General features: G+C 42.3%; 18 protein-coding genes and 1 pseudogene. 7 read left to right on the forward strand and 12 right to left on the reverse strand.

Annotated elements, in window-relative coordinates; translation table 11 throughout:
* Window positions 1-88: 88 nt before the first annotated feature.
* The 9 genes from rpsR to dnaA all read right to left on the reverse strand — a co-directional run bounded on the left by rpsR (window position 89) and on the right by dnaA (window position 10,206).
* The gene (rpsR, locus tag FFM57_RS08170) at window positions 89-325 is read right to left on the reverse strand and encodes a 30S ribosomal protein S18 (RefSeq protein WP_137600028.1); all 237 of its coding nucleotides are present in this window, start codon (window positions 323-325) and stop codon (window positions 89-91) included.
* Between the two features lie 17 nt (window positions 326-342).
* Window positions 343-888: a single-stranded DNA-binding protein gene (ssb, locus tag FFM57_RS08175; RefSeq protein WP_137600029.1), complete on the reverse strand. Its 546-nt coding sequence runs from the start codon at window positions 886-888 to the stop codon at window positions 343-345.
* 42 nt (window positions 889-930) lie between these two features.
* Window positions 931-1,227, reverse strand: coding sequence for a 30S ribosomal protein S6 (rpsF, locus tag FFM57_RS08180; protein ID WP_137600030.1), 297 nt, complete (start codon window positions 1,225-1,227; stop codon window positions 931-933).
* A 189-nt stretch (window positions 1,228-1,416) separates the two neighbouring features.
* The gene (gene gyrA / locus FFM57_RS08185) at window positions 1,417-3,942 is read right to left on the reverse strand and encodes a DNA gyrase subunit A (protein ID WP_137600031.1); all 2,526 of its coding nucleotides are present in this window, start codon (window positions 3,940-3,942) and stop codon (window positions 1,417-1,419) included.
* Between the two features lie 16 nt (window positions 3,943-3,958).
* Complete coding sequence (gyrB, locus tag FFM57_RS08190) at window positions 3,959-5,908, reverse strand: DNA topoisomerase (ATP-hydrolyzing) subunit B (RefSeq protein WP_137600032.1); 1,950 nt, start codon at window positions 5,906-5,908, stop codon at window positions 3,959-3,961.
* A complete protein-coding gene (recF, locus tag FFM57_RS08195; RefSeq protein WP_137600033.1) occupies window positions 5,905-7,032 on the reverse strand; it encodes a DNA replication/repair protein RecF in 1,128 nt (375 codons plus the stop codon). Before recF ends, gyrB begins: the two co-directional genes overlap by 4 nt.
* Window positions 7,022-7,270, reverse strand: a complete 249-nt coding sequence (gene yaaA, locus FFM57_RS08200; RefSeq protein WP_137600034.1) for a S4 domain-containing protein YaaA — start codon at window positions 7,268-7,270, stop codon at window positions 7,022-7,024. Before yaaA ends, recF begins: the two co-directional genes overlap by 11 nt.
* A gap of 284 nt (window positions 7,271-7,554) precedes the next feature.
* Entirely contained in the window at window positions 7,555-8,682 is a 1,128-nt protein-coding gene (gene dnaN / locus FFM57_RS08205; RefSeq protein ID WP_137600035.1) for a DNA polymerase III subunit beta, read from the reverse strand.
* A 183-nt stretch (window positions 8,683-8,865) separates the two neighbouring features.
* The gene (dnaA, locus tag FFM57_RS08210; RefSeq protein ID WP_137600036.1) at window positions 8,866-10,206 is read right to left on the reverse strand and encodes a chromosomal replication initiator protein DnaA; all 1,341 of its coding nucleotides are present in this window, start codon (window positions 10,204-10,206) and stop codon (window positions 8,866-8,868) included.
* Between the two features lie 483 nt (window positions 10,207-10,689).
* Here dnaA and rpmH point away from each other — a divergent pair, with 483 nt between their 5' ends.
* The 6 genes from rpmH to mnmG all read left to right on the forward strand — a co-directional run bounded on the left by rpmH (window position 10,690) and on the right by mnmG (window position 16,573).
* On the forward strand, window positions 10,690-10,824 hold the full coding sequence (rpmH, locus tag FFM57_RS08215) for a 50S ribosomal protein L34 (protein WP_137600037.1): 135 nt from the start codon (window positions 10,690-10,692) through the stop codon (window positions 10,822-10,824).
* Between the two features lie 121 nt (window positions 10,825-10,945).
* Window positions 10,946-11,281, forward strand: a complete 336-nt coding sequence (rnpA, locus tag FFM57_RS08220) for a ribonuclease P protein component (protein WP_137600038.1) — start codon at window positions 10,946-10,948, stop codon at window positions 11,279-11,281.
* Between the two features lie 14 nt (window positions 11,282-11,295).
* Window positions 11,296-12,126, forward strand: a complete 831-nt coding sequence (locus FFM57_RS08225; RefSeq protein ID WP_137600039.1) for a YidC/Oxa1 family membrane protein insertase — start codon at window positions 11,296-11,298, stop codon at window positions 12,124-12,126.
* A 25-nt stretch (window positions 12,127-12,151) separates the two neighbouring features.
* Window positions 12,152-12,925 (forward strand): RNA-binding cell elongation regulator Jag/EloR, encoded by a 774-nt coding sequence (gene jag / locus FFM57_RS08230; RefSeq protein ID WP_137600040.1) that lies wholly within the window; start codon window positions 12,152-12,154, stop codon window positions 12,923-12,925.
* A 346-nt stretch (window positions 12,926-13,271) separates the two neighbouring features.
* Window positions 13,272-14,666, forward strand: a complete 1,395-nt coding sequence (gene mnmE / locus FFM57_RS08235; protein ID WP_170999942.1) for a tRNA uridine-5-carboxymethylaminomethyl(34) synthesis GTPase MnmE — start codon at window positions 13,272-13,274, stop codon at window positions 14,664-14,666.
* A gap of 8 nt (window positions 14,667-14,674) precedes the next feature.
* Window positions 14,675-16,573: a tRNA uridine-5-carboxymethylaminomethyl(34) synthesis enzyme MnmG gene (gene mnmG, locus FFM57_RS08240; RefSeq protein WP_137600041.1), complete on the forward strand. Its 1,899-nt coding sequence runs from the start codon at window positions 14,675-14,677 to the stop codon at window positions 16,571-16,573.
* A gap of 136 nt (window positions 16,574-16,709) precedes the next feature.
* Here the strand turns inward: mnmG and FFM57_RS08245 are convergent, their stop codons facing one another.
* The 3 genes from FFM57_RS08245 to FFM57_RS08255 are packed head-to-tail and all read right to left on the reverse strand — an operon-like array spanning window position 16,710 to window position 17,525.
* On the reverse strand, window positions 16,710-17,009 hold the full coding sequence (locus tag FFM57_RS08245; RefSeq protein WP_137600042.1) for a hypothetical protein: 300 nt from the start codon (window positions 17,007-17,009) through the stop codon (window positions 16,710-16,712).
* A 13-nt stretch (window positions 17,010-17,022) separates the two neighbouring features.
* The gene (locus FFM57_RS08250; protein WP_137600043.1) at window positions 17,023-17,211 is read right to left on the reverse strand and encodes a helix-turn-helix transcriptional regulator; all 189 of its coding nucleotides are present in this window, start codon (window positions 17,209-17,211) and stop codon (window positions 17,023-17,025) included.
* Entirely contained in the window at window positions 17,211-17,525 is a 315-nt protein-coding gene (locus FFM57_RS08255) for a hypothetical protein (RefSeq protein WP_137600044.1), read from the reverse strand. Before FFM57_RS08255 ends, FFM57_RS08250 begins: the two co-directional genes overlap by 1 nt.
* 98 nt (window positions 17,526-17,623) lie before the next feature.
* On the opposite strand from FFM57_RS08255, the pseudogene rhuM reads away from it, so the two are divergent.
* Window positions 17,624-17,938, forward strand: a pseudogene (gene rhuM / locus FFM57_RS08260) (RhuM family protein); the annotation flags it as partial.
* Window positions 17,939-17,954: the final 16 nt, after the last annotated feature.

Raw genomic sequence — 17,954 nt, forward strand, 5'->3', positions numbered from 1 at the left:
CCATATGTTTTTTTGTTTTTTTTCAAAAAAATTAAGGACCGATAGAATTTTCTATCAGTCCAATAAATTATAGAGCCTAAATTACTTACTAGTCTTCAGAAACGAAAGGTAGTAAAGCCATGATTCTAGCACGTTTTACAGCCACTGTAATTTTACGTTGGTTTTTAGCGCTAGTACCAGTTACCCGACGAGGTAAAATTTTGCCTCGTTCAGAGATAAATCTTTTTAATAGTTCAATGTCTTTATAATCGATATATTCGATATGGTTAGCTGCGATGTAGTCGACTTTTTTCCGACGACGACCGCCACGACGTTGTTGTACCATGTTCAGTTCCTCCTATCTTAGAATGGTAAATCATCATCTGAAATGTCAATTGTGGAACCATCTGTCCCAAACGGATCAACATCTCTGCTGAAATCAGGCATTTCGTTTTTCGAAGAAGTTTGACTAAAATTATTGTTGTAGTTGCTATTACCAGTGTTGCCAGCAGCAGGAGCAGCGTTGTTATTGTAACTAGTGTTCCCATAACTTGCATTGCCACCAGATTGTTGACGTTGATCACTAGAGCTTTTAGATTCCAATAATTGGAAATTGTCGGCAATGACTTCCGTCACGTACACTCGTTGACCTTGTTGGTTTTCATAGTTTCGCGTTTGAATGCGACCTGTAATCCCCACTAAAGCACCTTTACGGGCCATGTTGGCCATCAATTCAGCGGATTTACGCCAAATGACACAGTTGATAAAATCGGCTTCACGGTTACCACTTTGGTTCGTAAAGTTACGATTCACAGCTAAGGTAAAAGTCGCTACGGCAGCGCCAGCTGGCGTGTAACGTAAATCTGGATCTTTGGTTAACCGACCAACTAATACGACATTGTTAATCAATTTTCAACATCTCCTTCGTATATTGTTTCACGTGAAACAATATTATTCTCCTTCTTTGACAATCATGTGACGTAAAATGTCATCATTGATTTTAGCAAGACGGTCAAATTCATTGATGCCGTTTGCGTCAGTCGCAGAAACTTTAACGATATGGTAGATGCCTTCGCGGAAATCATTGATTTCGTATGCTAGACGACGTTTTTCCCAGTCTTTAGACTCAAGAATTTCAGTTCCATTGTCTTTTAAGATAGCATCAAAACGTTCTACTAAAGCAGTTTTTGCTTCTTCATCAATGTTTGGACGAATGATATAAGTAACTTCATAATTCGCTTGTGTCATTGATATTCACCTCCCTATGGACTTTGGCCCTTTTAAAAAAGAGCAGAGAGAGCGTCATTTAAGACTACTCACATTTTCCCATTATACGCTAAAGTTTTCGATTACGCAACAGCACCGTTGATTTTCTTGCTTAACTAAAGATACGCAAAAAACCGTCAACTTTTCGTAAAAAGTTGACGGTTTTGATATTTATTCCTCTGTTGCTGTATCTGTTGACGCATCAGGAGCTTCTGTCGCAGCATTTTCGCTTGCTTCGGCACTGATTCCCTCAGACTCATCTTCATCCTCTTCAGGGGACGTAATGGCCATGGTGGCAATCTTCGCTTCGTCTTCCATCTTCATGAGACGGACCCCGAGCGTTGCCCGTCCGGTTTGGGAAACATTGGCGACGTTAAAGCGAATGATAACCCCTTTATCGGTAATGGCTAAAATATCTTCCGTGCCATCAACTGTCGCTAAGCCGGCTAATGGACCGTTCTTTTCAGTGATATTGGCGGTTTTAATCCCTTTACCACCGCGACCTTTAAGTGGGTACTCGCTAGCTTTAGTCCGTTTACCATAGCCGTTTTCGGTAATCACGAGAACTTCACTGTCGGCTGGCAATAAGTCAGCACCAACGACAAAGTCATCTGCCCGTAAACGAATCCCCCGCACACCAGCAGCACTCCGACCCATATCCCGCACACTACCTTCTTTGAAGGTAACCGAATAACCAGCGTGGGTCCCGATAATCACGGCGTCATCGCCATTAGTCAAGACAACGGAAACTAGTGAATCGCCTTCTTTTAAGTTAATGGCGATTAAGCCACTGCTGCGGATGTTGGTAAAGGCACTGACACTAGTGCGTTTGACAGTTCCTAGTTTGGTGGTGAAGAACAAGAACTGTTCATCATTTTTCTCTGGAATCCCAATGACTGCTTGGATTTTTTCGTTAGCGTCAATCCCTAACAAGTTAATGACCGGAATCCCTTTAGCCGTCCGGGAATATTCAGGAATTTCGTAGCCTTTTGCTTTGTAAACTTTACCGTCGTCAGTAAAGAATAACAAGGTATCGTGAGTAGAAACCGAAACGAGATTACGAATATAGTCGTCATCGTGCATGCCCATTCCTTGAACACCACGGCCACCACGGCGTTGCGTTCTAAACTCGCTTTGAGAAACGCGTTTGATGTAGCCGTTATTGGTTAAGGTAATGACAACTTCTTCTTCTTCGATTAAATCTTCGTCTTCTAGACTTAAGACTTCACCTACTAGAAGTTCGGTGCGGCGAGCATCGCCGTAACGATCGCGAATTTCCCCTAATTCTGTATTGATAATTTGTTCAACGCGTTCTGGTTTCGCTAAGATGTCCGTCAAATCAGCAATTAACGCAATCAAATTATTGTATTCTTCTTCAATTTTTTCTCGTTCCAAACCGGTTAAACGGCGTAAACGCATATCTAAGATGGCTTGGGCTTGACGGTCGGAAAAAGCAAAGCGTTCAATCAAACGACTTTTCGCTAATTCGTCGTTATTGGAACTGCGAATGATGTGAATGATTTCATCAATATGATCTAACGCGATGCGCAAGCCTTCTAAAATGTGGGCCCGAGCTTCGGCCTTTTTCTTATCGAAAATTGTCCGGCGGGTAATCACTTCTTTTTGGTGTTCAATATAGTGCACTAAAATTTGTTTCAAACTTAAAACTTTCGGCACACCATTGACGATGGCTAGCATATTAAAACCAAAGGAAGTTTGTAAACTTGTGAGTTTATACAGATTATTTAATAACACGGTAGCGGAAACATCGCGGCGAGTTTCAATCACAATCCGCATCCCTTTACGAGAAGATTCATCCCGTAAAGCCGTGATACCTTCAATCTTTTTATCCCGGTGTAATTCAGAAATCCGTTCGATTAATTTGGCTTTATTGACCATATAAGGAATTTCCGTTACTAAAATCCGTTCTTTACCGTTGGCCATTTGTTCAATTTCTACTTTAGCCCGTAACGTAATGGAGCCCTTACCGGTTTCATACGCGCGGCGAATGCCAGATTTTCCCATGACTAAAGCGCCCGTTGGAAAATCTGGTCCCGGAATCACTTCCATCAAGTCGCTAGTGGTAGCATCAGGATTGTCCATCAATAAATGAATCCCATTAATGACTTCCCCTAAGTTATGGGGCGGAATATTTGTCGCCATCCCAACGGCAATCCCTGTGGTCCCATTGACTAACAAGTTAGGGAAACGAGAAGGTAAAACGACCGGTTCTCTTTCTGAACCATCGTAGTTATCCGTGAAATCAACGGTATCTTTATTAATATCTCTCAGCATTTCTAAGGCAATTTTACTCATGCGGGCTTCGGTGTACCGCATTGCTGCTGCACCATCGCCGTCCACAGAACCAAAGTTTCCGTGGCCATCGACCAATAAATAACGGTAGCTAAAAGGTTGCGCCATCCGCACCATAGATTCATAAATCGCCGAATCCCCATGGGGGTGATACTTACCCATTACATCCCCCACTAAACGCGCTGATTTTTTATGGGGTTTATCTGGGGTGACACCTAGTTCACTCATGCCGTAAAGAATACGGCGGTGCACTGGTTTTAAACCATCACGAACATCCGGTAAGGCCCGAGCAACGATTACACTCATGGCATAGTCGATAAAGGATTCCTTCATCTCGCTAGTCAAATTGACGTCTTGGATATTCTCTTTTCTTGCTTCATCCATGAAGATGTCTTCCTCCTTAAATATCTAAATTCTTAACGTAATGGGCGTTGTCTTCAATAAAGTTCCGCCGCGGTTCCACGCGATCCCCCATTAACATTTCAAAGACTTGGTCCGCTTCAATGGCATCATCCACGGTGACCCGACTCATAATCCGATTTTCAGGATCCATGGTGGTTTCCCAAAGTTGGTGAAAGTCCATTTCCCCTAACCCTTTATACCGTTGCACACTAGGTTTTGGTGAAGCTGGCAGACTTTGTAAAATTTCGTTTAACTTCTCATCGGAGTCTTTACCAGAAGGAACGTAAGTAATGTTCTTCCCTTGTTTGACCCCGTATAAAGGAGGTTGGGCAATATAAACGTAGCCGGCTTCCACAATCGGCCGCATATAACGATAAAATAACGTCAATAGCAAGGTCCGAATATGGGCACCATCCACATCGGCATCCGTCATAATGACTAATTTGTGGTAACGCGCTTTGGCTACGTCAAATTCAGAACCAAAACCAGTCCCCATTGCTGTAAATAAAGAACGAATTTCTTCGTTGGCTAAAATTTTATCCATACTAGCTTTTTCCACGTTTAAAATCTTACCGCGGATGGGTAAAATTGCTTGGAATTCCCGGTCGCGCCCTTGTTTAGCACTCCCGCCGGCGGAATCTCCTTCCACGATGAACAGTTCAGTTTTACTAGCATCGTTACTGGAGCAATCCGCCAGTTTCCCTGGCAAGTTACTAATTTCTAACGCCGATTTCCGCCGCGTTACTTCCCGTGCCCGTTTAGCAGCTAAACGCGCCCGATAAGCCAGTAAGCCTTTATCGACGATTTGCCGGGCGACGGTGGGATTTTCCATTAAGAACTTCATAAAGTGTTCGGAGAATAAACGGTCAGTGACGGTCCGGACTTCGGAGTTGCCTAATTTGGTTTTGGTTTGACCTTCAAATTGGGGATCCGGGTGTTTGATGGAGATAACGGCCGTCAACCCTTCCCGCACATCTTCACCTGACAGATTTTCGTCGCTATCTTTCATGATTTTTTGCTTACGGGCATAGTCGTTAATGACCCGCGTTAGGGCTGTTTTAAAGCCAGATTCGTGGGCACCACCTTCGTAAGTATGAATATTGTTGGCAAAACTCATGATATTCGTGTGGTAACCATCCGTATACTGCATGGAGACTTCCACCACGATGTCTTGTTGGTCCCCTTCAAGATAAATCGGTTCTGGGAAAAGGACGTTCTTATGTTCATTCAAGTAGGAAACGTAGCTCTTAATCCCACCTTCAAAGTGATATTCTTTTTTCACAACAGGTTCAGCGCGGCGATCTTCAATGGTGATTCTTAAGCCACGATTTAAAAAGGCCAGCTCCCGCACCCGCACAGCTAATTTATCAAAGTTATATTCTGTTGTTTCCGTAAAAATTTCGGGATCCGGAATAAAATGAACCGTCGTACCGTGACGATCCGTCGTACCGATAACTTTTAAATCAGCCACAACATGGCCTCTTTGGTACTCTTGGTAATAGATTTGACCTTCCTTGTAGACTTTTACGTCTAAGGTGCTAGAAAGGGCATTAACAACCGAAGAACCTACCCCGTGAAGTCCACCGGAAACTTTGTAGCCCCCGCCGCCAAATTTACCGCCGGCGTGTAAAATCGTAAAGACGGTTTCCACTGCTGGCCGCCCAGTTTTCGCTTGAATATCAACGGGAATCCCCCGGCCATCATCAATAACGGTAATACTGTTGTCTTCTTCAATAATGACGTTGATTTCTTTACTGAAACCCGCTAAAGCCTCGTCAATCGAGTTATCGACGATTTCCCAAACGAGGTGGTGTAACCCTTCTGAGCTGGTGGAGCCAATATACATTCCGGGACGTTTCCGCACCGCTTCTAAGCCTTCTAGGACTTGGATTTGGCTAGCATCGTAGGCTTTAGCCCGTTCCGTTAAAGATTTTTCTTCTTCTGTCAAAGAGTTTCTCCCTGCCTTTCAATAGTACCGTGGGCCACCTGAAAAATAGCTGGTGTCACGGTTAAGTGTTCTTGTAAATGGGTTAAGGTGGTGGTGGTTAAAAAGGTCTGCACTTTGCCTTCAATTGTCTCTAACAAGTGCAATTGCCGTTGATCATCCAATTCACTCATAACATCATCCAAAAGTAAAATAGGATATTCGCCAATTTCTTCGTGGATCAAATCAATTTCCGCTAACTTGACGCTTAAAGCCGTCGTCCGCTGTTGTCCTTGTGAGCCATACGTTTGGACGTCTTTGTCGTTGATTAAAAATAATAAATCATCCCGATGTGGTCCCACTAGGGTGGTGCCGCGAAAAATTTCTTGCGGGCGTTTTTTAGTTAACTGTGCCGTGAAAAGCGTCGCCAGTTCCTCTTTGGTCATGGTGGCGGTAGTAGGCAAGCTTCCTTGGTAGTGGAACGTCAAGGTTTCTTTTTCGTGGGTAATTTCGTGGTGGAGTTTTTGCGACCAGCCCTCTAACTTTTGCAAAAAGCCATACCGCGCTAGTAAAATTTCCACCCCGCTAGCCACAAATTGTTCCGTCAACACGTCTAAGTAAAGCTCATCTGTCGCTTTTTTTTCGGCCAACTGTTTCAAATAAGCGTTGCGCTGCTTTAACAGTTGGTTATAGCGCACTAACTCATAGAGGTACTTGGGACTAATTTGGCCTAGCTCCATGTCGATAAAACGCCGGCGGACAGCCGGGCCACCTTTGACTAAGGAAAGGTCCTCTGGCGCAAATAAAATAACATTCAAGTGACCAATGTAGTCACTTAATTTTTTTTGCTCCAAATAATTTACCTTCGTCTTGCGCCCTTTTTTAGAAAGTTGAACTTCTAAAGGCAACAGGCCGGTAGCTTTTTTGACGACACCTTTAACTTGGCTGTATTCCTTTTGCCACGCAATCAGTTCTTTTTCATTATGGGTGCGGTGGCTTTTACTCATGGCTAACACGTAGATAGCTTCTAAGATATTGGTCTTCCCTTGCGCGTTTTCCCCTAAAAAAATATTTAAAGACTTGGGAAAAGCCAGATGCAGATCATCGTAATTGCGATAATCTTTCAAGGTCAGTTCCTCAAGCCTCATGGGTTTCATCACCTGGCGCTTTAGGTGCAACCATAAAAAAAGTACCTTCATCAGGTATTTCAATCATCATCCCTGGATATAGCTTCCGACCGCGGCGTTGCTCCAACTGGCCATCTACTAAAACGGCTTGTTCTTGCAAGTACCACTTGGCCATGCCACCACTTTGAATGACACTGAGTTCTTTTAAGAGCTGACCCAAGGTAATATACTCGTGTGTTACTTCATAATTCGTTTTCATAAATGGTCTCCTTTGACCTTACAAACTACTTCTATTATAGCGTTTTTTTCACAAAAAAACAAATTTTCGCAAAATTTAAGGGCTTTTTCCGCCCTTTTTTCTAAAATAATAAAAAAAGCTGATTTTAAGGAAACGAGCTGAAATCAGCTTTTTTTTGCGAAATAGACAATCTCAGGAAAATTATGCTTTCATTTTTTTTCAAATTTATAACCTAGTACCAAAAGAAAAAGAGCTATAACTGGGAACGTCATAGCCCACTTTTTCTATGCACTTTAAAAACTTGCTTAGTTGGTTCTTACTGGGGTGATTAATTGAATGAAGTCGACATTTTCTGCCGCTGGTTCCAAAGTGAAAGGCCGAATTGGTGAAATAAAGCGAATCACGATTTCTTGATCGCCGAAAGCCCGCAAGGCATCTTTCATGTAATCCGGGTTAAAGGAGATTTCTAACGGATCACCGGTCACTTTTTGATAGCTTAATTCTTCTTCCACATACCCTACTTCTGGTGAATTCCCACTTAAAACAATGTGCTCGTTGTTAATAGCTAGTTTAACAATATTGTTACGGCCTTCATGAGAAAGTAAGGATGCCCGTTCAATAGCTTGTCCTAAGGCTTGTCCGGAAAAAGTCGCTTCCGTATTAAAGCTATTGGGAATCAAACGACCTGTGTCAGGATAATTTCCTTCTAGTAAGCGGGAGTAGAAATACATATTTTCAGTTTTAAAGAGGACTTGGTTTTCCATAATGGCCATTTCTAAAGTTTCAGTACCGTCTTGTAAAGAACGTGCCAACTCCACTAGACTTTTCCCAGGAATGACGATGTTAAAGCTTAAGGAGCTGTCAACAGCTAATTTCCGTTGGCTTAAACGATGACTGTCAGTAGCTACAGCAGTTAAGTTACCATTTTCTAGGATAAAATGGACCCCCGTCAAAATAGGACGACTTTCTTGGCTAGAAATTGCAAAAACTGTTTCATTAATCAGCTGCGTTAAGACTTGAGTGTCTAATTCCAATTGGTTGCCAGAATCAATCACTGGCAAATGAGGATAGTTTTCCGCATCTAAACCATTGACGACAAATTCAGCTTTGCCGGAAGTAATTTTTACTTGTTGGTTGTCCATGAGTTCAAAGGTTAAGAACTCTTCTGGTAAACGGCGGATGATTTCAATAAAGAAACGCGCTTGTAAAACGATAGCTCCGTTACTTTCAATCACCATTTGTGCTTTTTCGTCGTCTTTAGGCAATAAGGTTTCAATGGAAATATCCGTATTGCTCCCAGTTAAGTGTAAGCCTTCATTACTTAAAACAATTTTGACCCCAGTTAAAATGGGAATCGTGGTCTTACCGGAAATCGCCCGTTGGACGGTTTGTAGTTCTTGTAAAAAACTCGTTCTCTTTAAGGTAACTTTCAAAATGAACAACTCCTTTAATTAAATAGCTAGTGCTTACTTCTCTTTATTATTTATTTTTAAGTAATAATAGTAATAGGGCCTGTGTGAACTGTGGATAAGCAGGATAAGCCTTGAAAAATAAAAGTTTTCCACTTGTGGATAAGTTGTGGATAACTATAGAGTGTTTCGGTGATTTATCCACAATCAATGAGTGAGCTTACTTTTGATTTCGTTGACTTCTTTTAAGATGGTGGAATCCGTTTCTAATAATTGCTGGATTTTTTCGTGGGCGTGAATGACGGTGGTGTGATCTTTACCGCCAAATTCAGCGCCAATTTTAGGTAAGGAGCTATCCGTAAGTTCCCGCGCTAAAAACATGGCGATTTGGCGGGGCACCACGATGGTTTTCACCCGTTTTTTTCCTTTTAAATCCTTTAAAGGCACGTGATAAAACTTCGCGACTTCTTCTTGAATCAATAAAATAGAAAGTTCGCTACCTTTATTGTTAGGTTTTAAAGTTTTTAAAGCATCAGCAGCCAGACTCGTAGTAATCTCCCGACCATTAATGGTAGCAAAAGCTTGCACCCGCACTAAGGCACCTTCCAGCTCCCGGATATTGGAGTCGATTTGCCCGGCGATGTAGCTTAAGGTATCATCAGGGATTTCCAGTCCTTCAGCATCGGCTTTTTTCCGTAAAATAGCAATCCGCGTCTCTAAATCCGGTGGTGTAATGTCGACGGAAAGCCCCCAAGCAAAGCGGGAAACCAGCCGCGCTTGCAACTTAGGAATTTCATTAGGTAAACGATCAGATGTTAAGACGATTTGTTTGCCATCATCATATAAAGCGTTGAAAGTATGGAAGAATTCTTCTTGCGTCGCTTCTTTTTCCGCAAAAAATTGAATATCGTCCACTAGTAAAAGATCGACGTTCCGATATTCATTGCGAAATTCTTCAGTTTTATTGTACTGAATCGAAGTGATAAAGTCGTTGGCAAAAGTCTCCGAACTGACATATTTAATTTTAGCATTGGGATTATTATGGAGCATCTGGTGACCAATCGCGTGCATCAAATGGGTTTTTCCTAGACCGACACCACCATAAAAGAAGAGGGGATTATAGATAGAACCCGGTTCTTCAGCGACGACTAAAGCGGCGGCGTGGGCCATCTGGTTGCCTTTGCCGATAACGAAGGTGTCAAAGATATATTTAGGATTTAAGAGTACTTTTTTGCCATTTTCTCTCGTGACGGGTTCCACCGTCGCTTTTTTAGCAGCGGGTGGTACGTCATCGGTGTCTTGCTGGGCAATCGTAATAATCGGGGTCACTTCTTGATTAAAGAGGCGAAAACTAATTTCTACGATGCGAGTGGCGAGATTTTTTTCCCAATAATCTTTATGGAGGCTAGAAGGAACTTCAATGTAAAGCTGTTGATTTTCAAGACGAATAGGTTTAGCGGATAAAATCCAAGCTTCAAAACTCGGCTTGGACAATTCGTGCTTATACGTCTGCTGGATTTCTTCCCACAATGAGGAGATATCAGGCATAGCAGAACCCCCTTAAGTTATTAACAGTTATTCCTCATAAGTTTAGCATGCTTAAAGATATTTTTCCACAGGTTTTCAAGCTTGTGGAAAAAATAAACCACAATACCCAAAATAGTTTTCCACAAGCTAAAAAAATAGTGGGGATAACTGACAAGTAAAAGGACTTTCCACAAGTTTTCCACAAAAATGAAAAGAACCAAAGCTAACGGACTAAAGGGTTTAAAGGAGTTTTCAACAAACAACGAAAAACCTGTGGAAAAGTTAAAAACAGCTTGTAAATTTGTGGAAAAGTCGGGGAAAACTGCGGGATAACTTACCCACAATTTTTACTGTACACAGGGACTAGGGAAAAAAACGCTCCTTGTGGATAACTTTTTTTGTAAAAAATCGTAAATTCCCTTGAAAAGATAATTGACAAAAAACACCTTCATTCGTTATACTACAAAGGTATGTCTAGTATTATTTCAGGAGGTGGAATCATCAATGAAAAGAACTTACCAACCAAATAAACGTAAACATTCAAAAGTCCATGGCTTTAGAAAACGTATGAGTACTAAAAATGGTCGTCGTGTTTTAGCTGCTCGTCGCCGCAAAGGTCGTAAAGTTTTATCCGCTTAAACCGCTGACTCTCTTATCAGTGGTTTTTTTTTGTCCTTAATTCAGGAAAAAAATAAAGACAAAGCCCTAGCCTTTTATGGTATGATTAAGGCGTTAATTTAACAATGAAAGTTGAATTTTTATGAAAAAATCTTATCGCGTCAAAAAAGAAGCAGAATTTCAAAAAGTGTTTAACAGCGGCAATTCTTGTGCCAATCGTAAATTTGTCGTCTACTGGTTACCTAAACCACAGCAGGCGCATTTTCGCGTGGGACTTTCTGTCGGCAAAAAAATTGGCAACGCTGTGACGCGGAATCAAGTGAAACGTTATATTCGTCAAGGACTGTTGGAACTCAAGACGGAAATTAAACCGGAAATGGACTTTATTATTATTGCCAGAAAAGGTTGCGAGTCGTTAGATTTCCACGAGTTGAAAAAAAATCTTCAGCACGTGTTAAAATTAGCTAAACTTATTTAGAAGGGAAAGATATTGTGAAAAAATTCAAGCGTTTACTACTGATGCTGACGGTGGTCGGTTTAGTAGTGTTATTAAGTGCTTGTGGTCGGACGGGGGATGTCACAGCTTCCAGCAGTGGTGTTTGGGATCGTTACATCGTCTATAATTTTGCCCAAGCCATTAAATTCTTATCCATTGGCGGCAACGTCGGGGTAGGGATTATTCTCTTTACCATCGTCGTGCGGATTATCTTGTTGCCATTGATGCATTACCAAACAAAGAGCATGCGGCGCACGCAAGAAATTCAGCCGAAGATGAAGGCCATTCGTGAAAAGTATCCCAATAAAGACCAAGAATCCAAACGCTTAATGAACGAAGAGATTCAACAACTTTATAAAGATAACGATGTCAACATGTATGCCGGCTGTTTACCAATGGTGGCGCAAATGCCGATTATGATTGCTCTTTATCAATCCATTTACCGGGTAGAAGAGTTGCGGCAAGGTCATTTTCTATGGTTGGACTTATCTAAGCCTGACCCCTACTTAATCTTGCCAATTTTAGCCGCGCTCTTTACTTTCCTTTCCAGCTACTTAATGAGTATGTCGCAGGTGGAAAAGAGCCCAACCAACATGATTATGTATATTGTGATGCCGGCCATGATCTTTTTCATGGGGATGAGTTTTGCCAGCAGTTTGGCCCTTTACTGGGTGGTCTCCAACGCCTTCCAAGTTGTCCAAACTCTCTTAATTAATAATCCTTTCAAAATTCGCGCTGAACGAGCAGAAATTGCCCGCCGTGAAAAAGAAAGGGAGCGGGCGTTGCAAAAAGCCTTGAATCCTAAGAAGAAAAGAAATAAACGTTAATTGATTCTTGAAAGGAGTTTATCCGATGACCCGATTTACTGGAAATACTGTTGATGAAGCGTTACAACAAGCCTTAACTGTTTTACAAGCCACTAAAGAGCAGGTGCAAGTCACCATCCTAGAAGAAGGAAAAAAAGGCTTTTTAGGCATGGGGAAAAAAGAAGCGGTAATTGAAGTTGCGAAAAACGTGGAAGAACCCACTATTCCTGTCGAACCTGCCGTTGTTGAAACTCCCGAAGTGCCTTTAGCAAAAGTCCAACCAAACGTTGCCGCAGAAGCTACACCCCACGCCAGTGTTGAAAAAAGTGCAGTGCCCCCGGTGTTAGAAAATTTATCTGATGAAGAAGCCTTAAAAGAATTAGCCCTTTATCTGACGGCAATTTCTAAAGAATTAGGGGCGCCCGCTTTAGTCAAAGTGAAACGCGAAGCTGATGTGGTGATGCTGAACTTAGAAACCGCCAAACAAGGCTTAATTATCGGGAAGCACGGGAAAGTCTTAAACGCCTTACAATATTTATCCCAAGTCTTCTTACACCGCGTGGCGGAAAATAAAATTTCCGTCGTGATTAACGTTGGCGATTACCGTCAGCGGCGCCAAGAAATTTTGGAACGTTTAGCTAAACGGACCGCCGATAAAGTCCGCCAAACGAAACAACCGGTTTTCTTAGAACCAATGCCGGCTTTTGAGCGAAAACAAATTCACTCGGTCTTGAGCAGCAACCCTTACGTGCAGACGCATTCTGAAGGGGACGAGCCTTATCGCTACCTCGTGGTGGAGCCAGTGAAGAGTCGTTTCTAGCCAGTTACCATGGGAAAAAAGATTGACTTTTATGCGTTTTCAGCATATATTAATAAGCGAAATCATTCTTATCTGAGTAGTAATACGAAGATAAAGTAGTCAAAGATATTTGACAATTAGCCTTACTAGCGAACCCATACGTTAGTCAGGCTTTTTTTGTGGGCTAAGGCCAAAGTAATGACGCGTGGAGAATTTTTGGCTAGGTAAAGGCGCACCATCTTGCAAAAAAAAAAAAATCGTGCTAAGATGTAGCGGAATATTGAGTGGCAGTGAAAGTGCTATTCTTCCTGAAAAATTTCAGGGAGAGTGTGCGCTTTTTTTGTTGCTAAAAATTAAAGGAGCTACGTTGATGGAAATCTTGGAATTTGATACGATTGCGGCTATTTCAACGCCACCAGGTGAAGGGGCGATTAGTATTGTGCGTTTAAGTGGACCGGATGCGGTGAAAATCGCCAGTTCCGTCTACCAATTTAAAAATAAAAATTTGCAACAAGTCCAAAGTCATACCATACATTACGGACATATCGTGGATCCTGCGGCAAAACAAATTGTCGATGAAGTGATGGTAGCGGTGATGCTGGCTCCAAAAACCTTCACTAGAGAAGACGTGGTGGAAATTAATTGTCACGGCGGGATTGTCGTCGTCAACCAAATTTTACAATTATTGTTGCGGCAAGGAGCGCGCTTAGCCGAACCAGGGGAATTTACCAAGCGAGCCTTTTTAAACGGCCGGATTGACCTTTCCCAAGCCGAAGCCGTGATGGATTTGATTCGGGCAAAAACCGATAAAGCCGCCGCCAATGCGCTACAACAATTGGATGGCAACTTATCCCATTTAGTGGGGAGCTTGCGGCAAGAAATTTTAGAAACCTTAGCGCAAGTAGAAGTCAATATCGACTATCCAGAATATGAAGATGTGGAAGAACTGACTAGTCGCTTGATGGCGGAAAAAGCGCAAGAGTTACAGGTGCGCATCGCCAATATTTTAAAACACGCCCGCCAAGGAAAAATTTTGCGGGAAGGTTTAAAGACCGCGATTATTGGTCGGCCTAATGTGGGGAAATCTTCCTTGTTAAATTATCTTTTAAAAGAAGACAAAGCCATTGTGACAGAAATTGCCGGAACGACGCGGGATGTGATTGAAGAGTATGTCAATCTCGGGGGCGTACCTTTAAAATTAATCGACACTGCCGGCATTCGCGAAACTGAAGATGTGGTGGAAGCCATTGGAGTGAAACGCAGTATGGTGGCTTTAAATGAGGCCGACTTAGTGCTTTTAGTCTTAAATCAAAACGAAGAGCTCACTAAAGAAGACGATGATTTATTGGACCTCACCAAAGATAAAGAGCGCCTAGTCTTACTAAATAAAATGGATTTAGCTAAGAAAATTGATTTCAGTACCTTAGAAAAACGGGTCCCCCAAGACGAATTAGTGACGGTTTCGGTTTTAACCAATGTCGGTTTAGATTACTTAGGAGAAAAAATCCAAGAGCGCTTCTTTGCTGGTAAAATTGAAAGCCAAGACGCCACGTATATCTCTAATATTCGCCACGTTCACTTGTTGGAAGAAGCGCAGACGGCCTTAGAAGAAGTCATTACGGGCATTAATGCGGGCATGCCTGTAGATTTGGTGCAAATTGATTTTACCCGCGCTTGGGAAAAACTCGGAGAAATCATTGGCGAAAGTGCGCCAGATGAATTAATTACCCAATTGTTTAGTCAATTCTGTTTAGGAAAGTAGGAGTAAAAATGCAAGAATATCAAGGAGAAGCTTACGACGTTATTGTCGTTGGTGCTGGACATGCCGGTAGTGAAGCGGCTTTAGCTAGTGCGCGGATGGGTTGTCAGACTTTACTCATGACGATTAATTTAGATATGGTGGGATTTATGCCTTGTAACCCTTCTGTCGGTGGACCGGCTAAAGGTGTGGTGGTACGGGAAATTGACGCTTTGGGTGGGGAAATGGGCCGCAATATTGATAAAACATATATTCAAATGCGGATGCTAAATACCGGTAAGGGACCTGCTGTGCGCGCTTTAAGAGCACAAGCGGATAAACGCGCTTATTCGGAAAGCATGAAACACACGGTAGAACAACAAGCAAACTTAACCTTACGTCAAGGAATCGTGGAAGATTTAATCGTGGAAGACGGTGCTGTCTGTGGTGTGGTGACCCAAACAGGTGCCCGCTATGCCGCCAAGGCCGTAGTGATTACCACGGGTACGGCTTTACGAGGTGAAATTATTATTGGCGAGTTGAAGTACTCTTCCGGCCCTAATAATTCGCAACCAGCCGTGAAACTTTCCGGCAATTTGAAAAAGTACGGTTTAGAGTTAGCTCGTTTTAAAACCGGGACACCGCCGCGGGTCAAAGGGAGCACTATCGACTACGCAGTAACTGAAATTCAACCCGGGGACAAAACGCCCAACCATTTTAGTTACACCACCCCCGATGCCAATTATTTACAAGAACAGATTCCTTGTTGGTTAACCTATACTAACGAGAAAACTCACGAAATTATTCGGGAAAACTTAGATCGTGCCCCGATGTTTACGGGGATTGTGGAAGGTGTGGGGGCGCGTTACTGCCCATCCATTGAAGATAAAATTGTGCGTTTTGCCGATAAGAATCGGCACCAACTCTTTTTAGAACCAGAAGGGCGCAAGACCGAAGAAGTCTACGTGCAAGGTTTCTCAACTTCCATGCCAGAAGAAGTGCAAGTGAAGATGCTCCACTCCGTTGCTGGTTTAGAAAAAGCTGAAATGATGCGCACCGGTTACGCCATTGAGTACGACGTAGTAAAACCCCACCAATTGCGTCCAAGCTTAGAAACAAAAATTATCGCCGGGTTATTCACTGCCGGCCAAACCAACGGCACCAGTGGCTATGAAGAAGCAGCGGGCCAAGGATTAATGGCGGGGATTAACGCAGCTTTGAAAGTGCAAGGTCGCGCACCTTTTGTCATGAAGCGCAACGAAGGCTATATCGGCGTGATGATTGACGACTTAGTCACCAAAGGCACCAATGAACCTTATCGTTTATTAACTTCGCGGGCTGAATACCGTTTGATTTTGCGTCACGACAATGCGGATTTCCGTTTAACAAGTTATGGTCATGAAATTGGCTTAATTGACGATGAACGCTACCAAGCTTTCTTAGCTAAAAAAGAAGCGGTGGAAAATGAAATTGCCCGCTTGTCTAGCGTGCGGGTCAAACCCAATGCTGAAGTGCAAGCGTTACTGAAAGAACGCAACTCCGCCCAACTAAAAGATGGCGTCTTAGCCAGCGATTTTATGAAACGCCCAGAAATTTCTTATGGCGATGTCATTACTTTAATCGGGGCGCCGGAAAAAGCCCTTACGGCAAAAGAAATCGAACAAGTGGAGATCCAATTGAAGTATGAAGGCTACATCAAAAAAGCCTTGGAAAAAGTCGACAAACTCAAACGGATGGAAGCCAAACGCATTCCAACGGATTTAGACTACAGTACCATTAACGGCTTAGCCACCGAAGCACGACAAAAGCTCCAAAAAATTCAACCAGAAACCCTAGCCCAAGCTAGTCGCATTAGCGGTGTGAACCCTGCTGACTTAAGTATTTTGATGGTTTACTTGGAACAAGGAAAACTGGTCCGTAAAGCCCAATAGAAACTAGAACATCTGTTAGCTAACAGGTGTTTCACGTGGAACAAAAAGTATCAAAATAAGGCTACGAAATGAAGGTTAGCCTCCATTTCGTAGCCTTATTTAGTTTGCTAAGCGTGTCATGTGCCTACTTACACCCTTAAGCTTTAAATTTGCGATTATAATACAGTAGACCAATGACGAAGAAAAAAGCAATCGTTGTTAAGTTGGAAAAAGTATTGGTATCGTTCATTGTCAAAATATCCTTACCTTGTATTAAATTGATGGCGGATAAAAGCACTTGGATAATAACGACATACTTCAAAGTTGTTGCTGCCGTTTTATCAACGATCATTTTTCGCCGTTCATCGCCACCACGAGCAATCACGACTAACATAATCACAATACAAATCGTAAAAATGGCTAACAAGCCAAAGGCGATAATAGCTGCTAATAACATTACCAAGTCTCCTTTATTGTTTAAACAACTCATCCACTGTGGTCTGTAAACTATGAGCTAAAGCAAAGGCCAATTTTAAAGTGGGGTCGTATTTATCATTTTCAATGGCGTTAATCGTTTGTCGGGATACACCACAAGCGGCGGCTAACTCTTGTTGGGTCAGACCAACTTGGTTGCGGAGTGTGTTGATTTGATTTTTCATTAGTTCGTCATCCAAACCCAAAAGACAAAACCATAGACAATTAGTAGCAAGACTAAAGTCACGGTGGCTACAATCAAGGTTATCAGGGCACCAGTACTGAGGCTACCCTTTCCGAGGCGATGTCTTTGTAAAAGTTGCGTGGCGATGGTCCAAATCAAACCTTGGGAACTGATGACAAACGTCCAAAAAGGTTGGACTTGTTGTTGGAGCGCTTGATACACAGTATAGCCACCCATAATCAATAATAGATAAATATAAGCCACCATTAATCCCTGTTTACTAAACATTTGATACATTTCATCATTTTTTTGCATATGGTTTTCCTCCAACTGGTGTCCAATGTTTTTGACATTTATTAACTTTGGTTTGTTAGTCTTTACTTGTAATCAATGTAGTTTATCGCAAGATAGTGCGAACGATTACTGTCTATAATCTAGATATGATTTTAGCGATTGGTTATCGCGTGCGTTCTGCACGGGGGGCTCAATTCAGACGTTATGCTAGTACGATTTTGAAAGAGTTTTTGATTACTGGTGCTGCTCTTGATAATGAGAAACTAACTTCGAATCTTTCTTATTTCAAATAATTGCAAAAACGTATTCGGGATATTCGCTCTAGTGAGGGTTTGTTCTATCAGCAAGTTTTGGATATTTTTGCAACGTCTGTTGATTATGACGGCTCTAGCGCTACCGCACGAGAATTTTTCCAAATGGTGCAAAATAAAATGCTAAAATTAACAGACT

The sequence above is a fragment of the Enterococcus nangangensis genome (genome assembly GCF_005405245.1).
Lineage (GTDB): Bacteria > Bacillota > Bacilli > Lactobacillales > Enterococcaceae > Enterococcus_J > Enterococcus_J nangangensis.

Coding starts and splice junctions, on each gene's coding strand:
- rpsR (WP_137600028.1), bottom strand. CDS start 325: ATGGTACAACAACGTCGTGGCGGTCGTCGTCGGAAAAAAGTCGACTAC.
- rpsF (WP_137600030.1), bottom strand. CDS start 1,227: ATGACACAAGCGAATTATGAAGTTACTTATATCATTCGTCCAAACATT.
- gyrA (WP_137600031.1), bottom strand. CDS start 3,942: ATGGATGAAGCAAGAAAAGAGAATATCCAAGACGTCAATTTGACTAGC.
- recF (WP_137600033.1), bottom strand. CDS start 7,032: ATGAGGCTTGAGGAACTGACCTTGAAAGATTATCGCAATTACGATGAT.
- yaaA (WP_137600034.1), bottom strand. CDS start 7,270: ATGAAAACGAATTATGAAGTAACACACGAGTATATTACCTTGGGTCAG.
- dnaA (WP_137600036.1), bottom strand. CDS start 10,206: ATGCCTGATATCTCCTCATTGTGGGAAGAAATCCAGCAGACGTATAAG.
- rpmH (WP_137600037.1), top strand. CDS start 10,690: ATGAAAAGAACTTACCAACCAAATAAACGTAAACATTCAAAAGTCCAT.
- rnpA (WP_137600038.1), top strand. CDS start 10,946: ATGAAAAAATCTTATCGCGTCAAAAAAGAAGCAGAATTTCAAAAAGTG.
- jag (WP_137600040.1), top strand. CDS start 12,152: ATGACCCGATTTACTGGAAATACTGTTGATGAAGCGTTACAACAAGCC.
- mnmG (WP_137600041.1), top strand. CDS start 14,675: ATGCAAGAATATCAAGGAGAAGCTTACGACGTTATTGTCGTTGGTGCT.
- FFM57_RS08245 (WP_137600042.1), bottom strand. CDS start 17,009: ATGTTATTAGCAGCTATTATCGCCTTTGGCTTGTTAGCCATTTTTACG.
- FFM57_RS08250 (WP_137600043.1), bottom strand. CDS start 17,211: ATGAAAAATCAAATCAACACACTCCGCAACCAAGTTGGTCTGACCCAA.
- FFM57_RS08255 (WP_137600044.1), bottom strand. CDS start 17,525: ATGCAAAAAAATGATGAAATGTATCAAATGTTTAGTAAACAGGGATTA.